This window comes from Arthrobacter bambusae, from assembly GCF_022606295.1.
In the GTDB taxonomy this organism is placed as follows: domain Bacteria; phylum Actinomycetota; class Actinomycetes; order Actinomycetales; family Micrococcaceae; genus Arthrobacter; species Arthrobacter bambusae_A.
On sequence record NZ_JAHHZS010000003.1, the window covers coordinates 107,980 to 120,307 of the forward strand.

Consider the following 12,328-nt stretch of genomic DNA (forward strand, 5'->3'; position numbering starts at 1 on the left):
GGGTGCGGTTACAGTTGCGTTACCAAATCCAGGATTGCAGTGCTGGCCGGTGCGGATTCTCCGCAAGGTCAAAGTCGGGTGTTGAACACGTCCCGCCCGAAACTCCGCAGCCCGGGTGCTCCGGCATATCCGAGACGGGGGACGGCGAAGATGTCCTCCATGGTGGCGAGAAGGCTGTAATGGTTGTACATCGTCCCGCTCGTGGTGCCTGGACTGCTGAATGGAGACAGCACCAGCGCGCCGATAAGTCCTCCGGCTGTTCCCCCCGGCAGGCCCGAGGGGCCGGTTGCGTTACCGTCCGCCTCGTCGAAGGTGATGACGAGCGCGCCGTCCTGCCTGTAGGCCGGTGAGTTGAGGATCGCGGGGACTTGTTCCTTGAGCCAGGCGTCGGCGCTCTCCAGCCCGCCGGGCTGTCCGTCGACGCAGGGGCTGTCGTGGCCGTCGTGGCAAAGGTTGGGGCTGATGTAAGTCAGGTTCGGGGTGGTGGCGGCAGACTGCAGGTCCTTCGCGAGGTTGGAGTAGTCCACGACGTTGTTTTGGCAGTCGGTGGAGGACGTGATGCTGGCGAAATAGACGAAGGGATTGTGGCGGGTGGCATACTGGTCATTGATTTTGGCGTTCTGGGAAGTGTCCTTGGCGCCCGGGTTCGGGTGGCGGCACGCCGTGCCCATGTCTTCCATGTATCCCTTCCAGGTTTTCCCGGCGTTGCTGAGTTGCCCGGCGAGCGTCGGGACTGAAGCGGGGTAAACGCAGCCCGATCCGAGCACCTGGCCCGGGTCCGCGGTTCCTGTCTGGACGAACGGGGCATACGTCGTGCAGTCATTGCGCGTCATCGGGTTGGATGCCTGTCCGGAGATCTGGGCGAGATAGTTGGGGTTGGAATGGTGGGCGACGCCGTAGTACTGGGTCAGGAGGACTCCTTGGCTGCGCAGGGTCTGGGAGAGGTAGGGGGCTGCCGAGTCCGGGCCCCAGGTCTTGTCGTAGCTCTGGTTTTCCAGATTGATCACGAAGACGTGCCCGATCTTCCCCGCTGCCGCGGCCGTCGGCAGGGGGCTGTCGGTGGGCGACGGGGCCGCCGACGTCGGGACCGTGGACGAGCCGGTCGTGGCGGTGGTGCTCGGACCGGGAGCCGGTGTTCCGTCACCCGACGGACCTTGGCAAGCCGTGCCGACCACCAAGAGCGCGGCAACCAGGACGACGCGCTCAACCCTGGGTCGGCGGTGCTGCGGACGGACGCGGCCCGGGACTCTTCTGCCGGATGTCATTCTGAGTTTCATCTGATCCTGCTTCCTCCACGATCCTGCCGATCCCGGGCGGCAGACTTGGCCGGCATGCCGGCAGGTCCGCGCCGAACGGTGACGCTTCGTCTTGGCGGTAGCAGGTATCGCGGAAGCGTTCCGGTTCGGACACTTTTGCACACTATGTCCAACGGGGCCATGGTTACCGGCTTCGGGTTCGCTGTGAATTCGCAGCCAAGGCAATGGATGCTGCCGCTCCACGTCCCGATCATGGACGAAGAGGGCGGGCCTTGTATCGGCGTGGGTTTGCCGCCACACTGGCTCCCATGCACGTGGACGAGCGGCGAAACAGCAGGAATTTCAAGACTGCGCGCCGTGCGGGCATCCCGATCGTTCTCGTCGCTTCCTTGGCGCTGGTCCTCTCCGGGTGCGTCGCCGGACCCCCGGGTGGCCCGGCGTCGCCGGGCGCAAGCCGGTCGGCCGGAACGTCGACGGCGGGGGCCGGCGCAGGGCAGTCCCGGGCGACGGGACAAATGCCCGTGGGGGACCTGCCCGGGTGGCGGCAGGTATTCACTGAAGACTTCAGCGAAGGGGACGTTCCGCTGGGGAGTTTCCCCGGGCCCGCGTACAACGCCAAATGGAGTGTCAATTACGCCGACGGGACACCGGACACGGCCGGTCAGCAAAGCGGTGGCAAGTCGGGCTACTACCCATCGAAAGTGCTCAGCGTCAAGGATGGGATGCTCGACATGTACCTGCACAGCGAGAAGGGTATCTCGATGGGTGCGGCACCCGCGCCGAAGCTGCACCCTGCCAACGGGCGTCCGTACGACAGCCTGTTGTACGGCCGGTATTCGGTGCGGTTCAGGTCCGAGGCATTGCAGGGGTTCAAGACGGCGTGGCTGTTGTGGCCCGATAGCGGAGTCTGGCCGCAGGACGGAGAGATCGACTACCCCGAAGGCGATCTGTCCAAGTCCTTTTACGGCGCAGTCCACCAGGCTGGCTCGGACAAGAACATCTTCCATGAAAACCCGTCCGGTGCCCGGTTCACGGCATGGCATACCGCGACCACCGAATGGACGCCCGGGCGCGTTGAGTTCTTCCTCGATGGTGTCTCGATCGGTGTCAGCACGGTCGGCATCCCCGACAAGCCGATGCATTACATCCTCCAAACCGAATCCTGCCTGACCGGCTGCCCCGCGCCGGCAACGGCCGGGCACCTGCAGGTGGCCTGGGTGGCAATCTGGGCGAAAGCGTAGGCGCACTGTCCGCACGTTCGTTATGGCGCCGGTTCCTCTCGCCGCGACCGCCGGTCCACGGCAACGAGCAGGCCCAAGGTCAGCACGGCCAAGCCGGATACAGCCGCCGATGGATGCCAGAAACCGGCGTAAAGCATCGCCGTCGAGAGCAGGATGGCCAAGGCGAGGCTGAAGCTCACCGCTATCGCCACGGCCAACGGGAGCATCTCGAATCCGGTTCCTTTCCGGATGCGCCGGGGTTTCAGGAACAAGATGAGGGCCGTTCCCGGGCCGGCGAGCAGGAACGGGCCAATGACAGCAAGGCGAAGTCCCTCCGGGCCGGTGAAGGACAAAGGAATCGAGGCCACTGCCATAACCGCCACTACCGCGCCGATCGTCGCGACGCTCCGGTGCCTAGATGCCATTCGGTGCTCCTTGCAGGTGGTAGACCACACCGCCGGCATTGCGGGACTCCAGCGACCAGCCTCCCTGGAGGGCGCACCTGTCGATGAAGTGTTGCAAGCCTTCGCTCGGCCCCGTGTTGAGAACACCGGATGCGCTGACCTGGCTTGCAGTGACGATCAAGTAGGCGCCCGCGGACGGGACGAGCTGGGTTATCGACAAGCAGCCGGGCTGCGGGTCCCCAGGGCGTGCCGGCTCCGCTGGGAGGACCGTTTGGTACCGGTATCCGGCGTAGTGCGCATACCTCCAGGCCGTGTCGTGAACGGCCTCGATGAGGACCGAGCCATGCGGGGCGGTGGCGTACAGCTGATTGACGAGGGCGATCTCATCCGGAGTGAAATTCTCGATGGCATCATTGCCATACCGGGTGGCGACTGTGCCCGTGGCGATGATCGATCCGAGCAGCAGGAGTACGCCCATCCGACGCAGTCCGGGCGGACTCGGGCCACGGGGAAGCAGCGGAAGCACGACCAGGCTCGCGGCGAACGGAAGGCTGAAGAGGTAGATCCGGAGCAGCAGCTCGCCGCCATACGACTGGAGCGGAAACATGACGAAGGGCGCCACGGTCCCCAGTGCGGCAGCCAGCCACGGCCTCCGCAGCCGTCGCCCGCGGAGGCTGCCTAGTCCTGCGAGGACCCAGACCAGGGCTCCCTCCGCGAGCCGGGAGTAGACGATGAACTGGTGGGCCGGACTACCGCCCACCCTGTTGAGCAACGAGGCTGAAGCGGCGGCGTTGATGTTGCCGATGGACCCGAAGAGCGTGTGCAGGTGGCCGATGAGGAAAGGGGTGGCGGCCAGGACCAGCCAGCAGACCGGAAGCAGTAGCGCCAGGACCGGAAGGAAGCGCAGCCGGCACCTTCCGCTCAGGGCGAGCAGTGCCAGGATGGGGATCGCGGCAAAGGGAGTGAGCTGATGGGCAACCGTCATCCCGGCCAGCAGCACTACGCACACTGCGGCCAAGGTGATGAAGGCAGACCCCGGCAATTCGCCTGGTATCGGCGCCGGTTTGCCTGGTTCGAGTCGACGGGCAAGATTCCTGAGCCGGCCGGCGGGCTTGCCCGCCGGCTTCCACGGCCACCCGGGGAAAACCGTCAGGACACAGGCGATCAAGGTCAGCAGCAGCAGCAAGGCGCAAGCCTGTGGGGAGAGGTAGTCCTGCCCCACCCAGCTGGCCAGGTAGAACATCCACACGGCGGCCCATGCTTGCCTGGGACTGGAGCCAAGGCGCAGGGCCAGCGCCAGCAGGGCAGGCATGAACAGGACGTTGACGCCGACCGGCGCCCACGTGGCAACCCAGGTCAGGTCATGGACTCCCGTGGTATTCGAGAGCATCGCCAGCAGCCCGAAAAACCCGGGCCAGTTGAAGTAAGCGTCCAGCTTCCGGTCCAGTCCTCCGGTTTGCGTGATGTAATCCGTGATGCCCAAGTGGCGGTAGCTCGCCTCCAAACGGGGCAGGCCATGGATGATCGGGTCGGCCCCATGCAGGACGACGATCAACACCAGAAGCTGAACGACGAGCAGCCACGGGCGAAGAACCTTGAGGCCGAGGGAACCGACGAACCCGGCGAGGCTCAGGCCCAGGGCAAAAAAATAGCTGGGAGGCAGGACCTGGATCAGGCCGGCACCGCCAATGTCCTGGGCGTTTACTGTTTTGAGCGCCCACACCCCCAGGATCAAGGCAGTTGCCGCCATCACCGCGAGGGCACCCGGAATCCGCGGGTCACCGCGCTCGGCCCGATGTTGGGCGGGATGCAGGCGCTTCGGGCCGGAGGCGACGAGGGGCAACGTCCCGACGTCGGATCGGTGCAAGCGGGTGGAGGAGACACTCCAAGGGGCTTGTACGGCCATTACGGTGCCGGTACTCCGTGCGCAGGCGACCCGGAAGTGCGCCCGATATTCCGTCTGGTCCAGGCGGTTCCGTGGCCCCGTGAGAAACGGTGCAAGCGGCCGCCGGCGACCACGGCTGCTCCCAGTTGGGAGACCAACCAGAGCACGGACACTCCCGTGAGGCCAAAGTGCTGGGCGACTGCGGGAGCAGGTGCCACCGCGAGGACGCACGCGGCAATCGCGACCACCGTGGCTTCAGCCAAACGCCCGGTGGAACGGCACACCCCGTAATAGACCTGTGTGACGCAAGTGAACATCAGCGCCGGGACCAGGAACGGCAGCAGCACCCACGCCGAGGCGTAGCCGGACCCCAACAACGGCAGCAGCAGGGAGCCGGCCGCCAGCAGCAACACCCCGGCAAGCCCGGTGAGGAAGAGGCTCATCTGCAAAGCCCTCCGGACCAGGCCTGGAGGTGAAGGAACGCGAGGATCGGACGTGTCGGCAGCAATAGCGGTCTGGAGTGAATAGCCAGCCGATTGGGGCACGAAAAAGATCGCTGAAGCCAGCATCCAGACGACGTACCAGGCTGCTGCGGCCGAGGTATTCAGCGCCGCCGCAACGACGAGCGGGAGAACGTAGCCCGGCGCGCGGTCGGCAAGCATCAGCGCGTGCTGGCGAAGGCCCGGACCCCAGACTTTCACCACTTCGCGCCAGTTCGCTTGCGTCCACTCCAGGGCGGTATCTGTGCGTCCGAGCTGGCGCAGGCCGAGGAGCACGCTCGCCAAGGCACCCATGGCCACGGCAACGACGATGGCGGAAGGATCCCGGTAGCCGGCGAACAGGCAGACGGCGAGGGTGCCAAGCTGGAACAGGGCCTGCACGAGACTGCGCGTCAACGCGCGATCCGCCCGCGCCTGGGCGACGGCGATGTGGTCAAACTGGTATGCGACGGCGGCGAGGAGCGCCGCGGCGAAGAAGGCGGCGCTCATCACGGGGTTCGTCCACGCGGTGCCGACGCCGGATCTCTGGAAAGAGGTTACGACGAGCAAGCCGGTGGCCATGAGGAGCGACGAAAAGCTCACGGCGGCGACGCTTGCCGGAATCAGGGCCCGGCCCTGGTCGGCTTGGGCGGGAAGCACGGACAGCGTGGCCGGGCCGACGCCGAGCATGCCCAGTTGCACGGTCAGCATGGTGGCTGCGACCACAGCCGAGGCCAGCCCCAGGCGGTCGGCAGGAATCACGACGGCGGCGAGGGCCCAGAACAGCAGCCCGGCCGCCATTGGCGCAATGCGGGCCGCCGCGAGCCACACGGCGTTCCCGCCGAGGGACAGTCCGTGCCTGGGGAGTCGCAGCAAGGTGCTGCCAAAAGCCCCGTAGTTGTAGAGGACGAAGCCGGCCCAATAGGGGAGGTATCGGGGAGCGGTGGCCAAGGAGAGAAGGACCCCGCGGGCCGTCGCGAGCAGGGGCAGGAATACCAGCCAGGCGGCGCGGCGCGGGTGCTTGTGCATCGTGCGCGCCAAACCGGCGCCGTCCTGAAGCCATTGGTCGCGGGCGTATTCGAAGCTGTCAGCGAACCGGTGCCTGACGAAGGTGGTGGGCGAGACGCCGAGGCGGTATCCACCGGCCTCGAGCCGGATCCGGAGTTCTATGTCTTCGCCGGACCGGAAGCTTTCATCGAATCCGGCGTCCAGCAGCACGCTGCGGCGCATGAGGGTGGCGCTGACGCCGAACCAGGAGCGGACCCTGCTGTGGTTATGGTGCCAGGCGAGGGCGGCACCCCAGTAGCCCGCGCCGTCGGGCTCGCTCACCAGTCCGAATTGCAAGCCGTCGAAGCCGCCCGCCTGGAACTCCTTCATCAGGTTCTCCAGAACGCCAGGGGGCACGATGACGTCGGCGTCGATGAGAGCGACAAGGTCGGCGTGCGCGGCCCTGGCACCGAGCATCCGCGCCGCCGGGAGTCCGCGCCCCTCGTCGGAGATGACGCGTGCCCCGTACGAACGGGCTATCTGCACGGTGGCGTCATGCGAACATCCGTCGATGACGATGACCTCGCGGGGGTTCTGGTCAAAGACGGACTCCAGGCATTCGGCGAGCCAGTTGGCGGCGTTACGGGCCGGGATCACCACAGACACGTCCAGGACGCTGCCGGCGTCCTCGTTCCTGCTCACGGCCCGCCATCCACCAAGGAGGTGACCGTGCCCGCGACATAGTCCGAGGTCTGGTCCGCGGACCACGCCACCGGAAGGCGCAGCACGAAGCACGGAACGTCACCCAGCGCCCTGGTGACTACGGAGGTTTTCGCGGAGAAGTGCTCGCCCAATGGCACGAGGCCAGTGGCCCCCAGGGCCTCGATGAGTCGCCGGGAAACCAAAGGCAATTCCGAATGGAAGTTGCCGACAATGCGGGCCGCCATCCAGGCCTCTGTGCGGCGTTCCAACCTGGCTTCCGCTCCGTCGAAACGTTCGAGGAAGACGGCGATCCGCGCAGGCGCCCGGGGAGCGATCTTCCCTGCGCCGAATACCTGTTCCGGGTGGACCATCCTGTGCTCGGGCGACCACCGCCGGGTGAACGCGGCAGTGCGTGGATAACGGACGATGACAGGGTGTACAGCGGTGGCCACACCGCTGATCGTCGACGTCAACCAGCCGGGCGCGAGCGGCTTGCGGACTCCCTGGAACAAGTCCGGATAGATTGGCCGGTGGTGGGGTTTGATGAACATCGGTTTCGCGTAGGACAGGAGCGTCCCCTCCGCAGTGATGAATCCCCAGTCATCGGCCATGAAGCCGACCTCCGGCATGGCCAGGAGTTTCGCGACTGTACTTGTCTTCCCGACCCCGCCCCATGCGGGCATCAGGATGCCCGCGCCCCGATAGTTCACCATCGCCGCGTGGACCATCGCGGTATCCTGCCGGATGCACAAGTGGTCCAACAACGGCACGACTGCCGTGAGGAGCTCGCCCGCCCCTTCGATCACGAATCCGTTGTCGGTCCGGGTCACCTGGACCCGGTCCTCCGGGAGGAACAAAGAATCGTCTGTATACCGGTAGGCGTCTTCGGCATGGGATTGCGAGGGAACCGGACTGACGCCGCCGCTGATGTCCAATTGCAGGGGGGACGTCGAAGGGCCCAGGAACGGGGCCAGCATGTCACGTAGCTGCGCCTCGCCTGGGGTGCCCTGGGCGACCCTGATGGCGACGCGTCCGTGGACGTCAAAGACAACTGCCGGTGACGAGGCAATCTGCTGGTTAATCACTGGGCCTGCCTCCACTGGTGTCGCGAATAAGCCGGTACAAAACGGAGCCGGACACCCGCACTTGGGGCGATGACGTTTCCCACAGGCTCTGCAGATAGCCGATCGCGGTGACAGCCAGAACCGCCACAATCACTCCGGCCCTGGCCAGCCCTCCCATGTCGCCGTCGCGCGTGCACGAGCGTAGTCCGGCAAGGACAGCTCGCGGCAGCACCCGGCGGACGTATCGGCGTTCCGGTCCAAGGATTTCGCCACGGCCGAGGAGCCGTGTCACCTGGGCCTTCGAAACACCTTCAGACCAGGCTCTCGCCAGCATGTAGCGCAGGGTGCCACGCGCAGCCGGCACATGGTGGCGGACCACGGCCGCCGGCTCGTAAACCACCCGGGTTCCCGGGGCGCCGATGGACGCCCGCAGGCACAATTCGGTTTCCTCGCATCCAAGCGGGCGGCCGCCTTGCCGGCCAAGGGACGCATTGAACCCGCCGACGCGCTCAAAGACATCGCAGCGGAAGGACATGTTCGCCCCGATCACGTTACGAACCTGCGCCGCGACCCTGGGCAAGCCCTTATAGGTACACCCGACAATCCAATCCAGCTCTTCGGGAAAGTGCGCCGGCCTGCCTGATTCCCACACGGGTTCAACCCGGCCACCGACCGCCAACACGTCCGGATCGTCATAGAACAGGACAAGCCGGGCCAGCCAGTCCGGGGCGGCTTCGGCGTCGTCGTCGAGGAAGGCCACAATGTCACCGGTCGCCGCCTTCACCCCGGTGTTGCGGGCGCCGGAAAGACCCCGCGGCCCGGAGTTCTCCACCACTTCGACTCCAAGAAGCGCGCCCGTCAGCCGCCGGTACAGTCCCAATCGCCGGTACAGGTCCTCGTTGTGGTCGACGACGACGACAACCTGTTCCGGCCGGAACGTTTGGGACTGGACCGAGGCGATCCCGCGGAGCAACAACTCCCACCGGGCTTCGGTGAAGCAACAGATCACCACGCTGACGCTTGGCCAGCCGGCGGCGCTCCCGGGCATCAGCCGTCCGCCAGCATCGCCAGGACCGTTTTCGGGTCGGTGGGAACATGGGGGAGCCTCATGTCCGGGTACCGGTACTTGACGCGCCGGAGCGCCTCCGGCCGTACCCCCGCCGTCGGCGCGTCCCAACCGACGCACTCACGGGTCAGTGTGCGCAGGACCCGCCAGCCGTCCCGGAAGGTCTGCAGATGTGAATTGCCCGAAATGCGGGACAACTCGTGGCTTGGCACCTCAGCGATCCGAAGCCCGGCCCGCGCCGCGCGGGACACCAACTCCGTCTCGATTTCGAAACCGTCGGACTTCAGTTCCAGGACCTCAAGGCACTCCCTGCGGAAAGCGATGTATCCGTAGCAAAGATCCGAGAAGTTACAGTGCAAGGCTTTGTTCGCGAGCCCCGTGAGCGCCCGGTTGCCCAGGTTGCGCAAACGCGTCAAGTCATCGGATCCGCCGCCGGTGACGTAACGGGAGCCCTTGACGAAGTCGTGGTCGTGCTGCAGGGGCGAAACGAACCAACCGATCTCCCTCGGATCCATGCTGCCGTCTGCGTCGAGCATGACGATGATGTCCCCGGTAGCGGCGGCGAACCCTGCCCGCATGGCGGCGCCCTTGCCGGCATGCAGCTCGTTCACTACGACGACGTCGAAGCGGAGCGCGCGAGCCACATCCACAGTAAGGTCCTCGGACCGACCGTCCACGATGATGACTTCGTCCACGTACGACGGCATCCGTCTGAGCACCCACGGCAGATTGAATGCCTCGTTCAAAGTGGGAATCACCACGCTGATCGAAGCCGCCGGGAGCGAAGTCCCTTGGGCCGAAGCGATTGGTGCCCTGCCGCTGGAAGGCTCCAATTGTCCAATGGACATCGCCTTCACCCCCGTCCGTTCAGCTGCACGAATGTAGAACACCTGCTGGGAAGCACCCGGGGGCCGCTTGTGCACGGTCGCCGGAAAAGGGGGCCTGGATTGTTCATGGCCGCACCTCGATTTCGCTCGCCGTTTACATGCGCCAGGTCAGGAGCATGTTCGGATGAGCATGGGACCGAACCCGTTACAGCACCGTTACACGCAGGCGTGGCTTTGCCGCGGTCGCTTCGGTCAGGTGCCTTCCGACGTCAGCGGGGACAAAATTCCATTACGAGTAAGTAGGGCATTCGTTAGGGATCCTTGATTCAAGTAGCGGCCACTCGTGACCGGGCCCGTGAACGCTGACTAGTGTCTGACGACGTACCGTTTTGCCCACCAGGAATCCGACGTTCGATTGGGGTACGAGACGTGGTTTCATCACCAGACCCTCAGTGGTCCTTGACCTTGCTCAATGGTTGGACCCTGAGCAGGGATGGCCGGCGCCAGAAAGTAGCGCACCGGCAGCAACGCCTTATCACCGCGCTGGCCCTCCTCGGCGAGCGGCCGCGCACGTTCCTCTCCGGGCTTCTCTGGCCCGATTCATCCGATGCCCAGGCTGCGGTCGGCCTCAGGGTGAGTATCTGGCACATCAACCACGAGCTCCCCGGCTTGCTTGATGCCGACGGAACCACGGAAGTCTCGGTGGCTCTCAGCGAGCAGGTTCTCGTTGATATCACCGAACTCGAGCGCGAGCTTCACGCCCCGGCGTCTGAGCTGACCGATTCGTATCACAGGTGGGAACGGCTGCGGACGGCGGAGCTGCTTCCGGGATGGTACGAGGACTGGATCCTGGCCGAACAGGAACGCTTCCGCGCAGTGCGGACCGCAGCCCTCGACTCCATCGCCGCGTTCCATCTCAGCCAGGGAAACGCCGAGGAAAGCAAGGCCGCCACCACTGTGGCAATCTCCCTTGAACCATTCCGGGAGTCCTCGTACCAGTTGTTGATCCAGGCACACCTCGCCACCGGCGACCTTGTCTCGGCCCTTCGCACCTACAAGAGCTATTCTGCGGAGCTGAGGCAGGAATTCGGGGTGGGCCCGTCCCCGTCCCTCGCCAAGCTCATCCGCCATGCCGTCGGGGCGAGCGGCCGTCAAAACGCCGTCGGAGGCTTCCCGTTTACCCAGGCATTGCCCTCGAGCCACAACGTGATGACGAACCGGCGGCCGACGGCGTAGTCAGGTCGGTCGTCGAACGCCTGTGTCCATCGGTTGGAACTACCCCGCCCGCTCCAAAAGCCGCACGGCGTCGTCGTCGGTCAATTGCTCGAAGTGCTCGTAGAACGCGCCGACGGCGTGGAACTTGCCCGGCGTGTGCACGCACATCATGAAATCGCACACCCTGCTGATGGACGCCTGGGCTTCGAGGGATGACACCGGAACGGCGGCAACCACAGTCGCCGCCCCTCCCGCGCGCACGGCCTCGACGGCGGCGCGCATCGTGGCGCCCGTCGCGAGTCCGTCATCGACAAGGACCACAGTCTTGCCCGAGAGATCGAAGTTGATGCCGGGGTAGGTCTTCACACGCCGGAGGAGTTCTCCGCGCTCGCGTGCCTCCACCGCGTCCAGCGACGCCTGGGTGATTCCGTGACGCAACATGCGTTCCGCAAGGGGCCGGTTGAGGATGCGCACGATCCTGCCGTTGGACCACGCGAGCGCGCCGAACGCTGTTTCTTCACGCCCCGGGATGCCGAGCTTGCGCACCAGGACGGCGCCGTACGGCTGGTGGAGCTCGACGGCGGCAGCGGCCGCCACCGGGATCCCGCCGCGGGCGAGGCCCAACAGGACGGTGTCCGGCCGTTGCCGGAGCTGCGGAAGCCCCGCTGCCACGCGGCGTCCGGCGTCCGCGCGGTCCTTGAAGCGCATGCCCATTCGTCCCACTTCCACGTCATCCAGCGCTGAATCAAGCCTACCTTTCTTGCCGGGACCGCTCGGCGCTGCCACGATGGGCCATGTGAACAAGCCGATCGGTTACTGGACCAAACGCCTGGATGCCGCATTGGAGGCGCATTTGGACAGCACCTTGGCGAGGTTGAAACTCAGCCGGAGGCAGTGGCAGACCCTCAATGTCCTGGCAGAGGCGCCACTCAGCCCCCAGGACCTTGACGGAACACTCAACCCCTTCTGGGGCGGCGACACGCGGCGTCGCGAAAATGAACTCGCCGCGATGGTGGGCCGCGGCATGATCATCATGGTGGACAGCCGCATCAGCCTCAGCGAACTGGGCCACGCGAAGCACGCGGAAGCGCAAAGATTCGTAGAAGAGGCGCGCCAGGACCTCTCGATGGGGATCGGTATCGACGAATACGCCATGGCCGTCAGCGTGCTGGAGCGCATGACGCTCAATGCGGAGCGGCTGGCGGGCTAGTCAGCCGCTCCGC

Annotated in this window: 11 protein-coding genes; 3 read left to right on the forward strand and 8 right to left on the reverse strand. The window is 65.7% G+C overall.

Annotated features, from left to right (window positions below; translation table 11 throughout):
* Nucleotides 1-68: 68 nt before the first annotated feature.
* A complete protein-coding gene (locus KNN17_RS03070) occupies nt 69-1,277 on the reverse strand; it encodes an alkaline phosphatase family protein (protein WP_241707438.1) in 1,209 nt (402 codons plus the stop codon).
* Between the two features lie 287 nt (nt 1,278-1,564).
* On the opposite strand from KNN17_RS03070, the gene KNN17_RS03075 reads away from it, so the two are divergent.
* On the forward strand, nt 1,565-2,497 hold the full coding sequence (locus KNN17_RS03075; protein ID WP_241707439.1) for a glycoside hydrolase family 16 protein: 933 nt from the start codon (nt 1,565-1,567) through the stop codon (nt 2,495-2,497).
* A gap of 20 nt (nt 2,498-2,517) precedes the next feature.
* Here the strand turns inward: KNN17_RS03075 and KNN17_RS03080 are convergent, their stop codons facing one another.
* The 6 genes from KNN17_RS03080 to KNN17_RS03105 are packed head-to-tail and all read right to left on the reverse strand — an operon-like array spanning nt 2,518 to nt 9,911.
* On the reverse strand, nt 2,518-2,901 hold the full coding sequence (locus KNN17_RS03080) for a hypothetical protein (RefSeq protein WP_241707440.1): 384 nt from the start codon (nt 2,899-2,901) through the stop codon (nt 2,518-2,520).
* Nucleotides 2,891-4,786, reverse strand: a complete 1,896-nt coding sequence (locus tag KNN17_RS03085) for a hypothetical protein (RefSeq protein WP_241707441.1) — start codon at nt 4,784-4,786, stop codon at nt 2,891-2,893. The genes KNN17_RS03080 and KNN17_RS03085 overlap by 11 nt, the downstream gene beginning before the upstream one ends.
* On the reverse strand, nt 4,786-6,933 hold the full coding sequence (locus KNN17_RS03090; RefSeq protein ID WP_241707442.1) for a glycosyltransferase: 2,148 nt from the start codon (nt 6,931-6,933) through the stop codon (nt 4,786-4,788). Before KNN17_RS03090 ends, KNN17_RS03085 begins: the two co-directional genes overlap by 1 nt.
* Nucleotides 6,930-8,018, reverse strand: coding sequence for a hypothetical protein (locus KNN17_RS03095; protein WP_241707443.1), 1,089 nt, complete (start codon nt 8,016-8,018; stop codon nt 6,930-6,932). The genes KNN17_RS03090 and KNN17_RS03095 overlap by 4 nt, the downstream gene beginning before the upstream one ends.
* Nucleotides 8,011-9,045 carry a glycosyltransferase family 2 protein gene (locus KNN17_RS03100; protein ID WP_241707444.1) on the reverse strand — a complete coding sequence of 345 codons (1,035 nt, stop codon included), beginning with the start codon at nt 9,043-9,045 and terminating at the stop codon, nt 8,011-8,013. The genes KNN17_RS03095 and KNN17_RS03100 overlap by 8 nt, the downstream gene beginning before the upstream one ends.
* On the reverse strand, nt 9,045-9,911 hold the full coding sequence (locus tag KNN17_RS03105; RefSeq protein ID WP_241707445.1) for a glycosyltransferase family 2 protein: 867 nt from the start codon (nt 9,909-9,911) through the stop codon (nt 9,045-9,047). The genes KNN17_RS03100 and KNN17_RS03105 overlap by 1 nt, the downstream gene beginning before the upstream one ends.
* Nucleotides 9,912-10,319: 408 nt before the next feature.
* On the opposite strand from KNN17_RS03105, the gene KNN17_RS03110 reads away from it, so the two are divergent.
* Nucleotides 10,320-11,126, forward strand: a complete 807-nt coding sequence (locus KNN17_RS03110) for an AfsR/SARP family transcriptional regulator (RefSeq protein ID WP_241707446.1) — start codon at nt 10,320-10,322, stop codon at nt 11,124-11,126.
* A gap of 39 nt (nt 11,127-11,165) precedes the next feature.
* On the opposite strand, the gene KNN17_RS03115 is transcribed toward KNN17_RS03110, so the two are convergent.
* Nucleotides 11,166-11,819: a phosphoribosyltransferase gene (locus KNN17_RS03115; protein ID WP_241707447.1), complete on the reverse strand. Its 654-nt coding sequence runs from the start codon at nt 11,817-11,819 to the stop codon at nt 11,166-11,168.
* Between the two features lie 46 nt (nt 11,820-11,865).
* Here KNN17_RS03115 and KNN17_RS03120 point away from each other — a divergent pair, with 46 nt between their 5' ends.
* Nucleotides 11,866-12,315: a MarR family transcriptional regulator gene (locus KNN17_RS03120; protein WP_241707448.1), complete on the forward strand. Its 450-nt coding sequence runs from the start codon at nt 11,866-11,868 to the stop codon at nt 12,313-12,315.
* Nucleotides 12,316-12,328 lie beyond the last annotated feature (13 nt).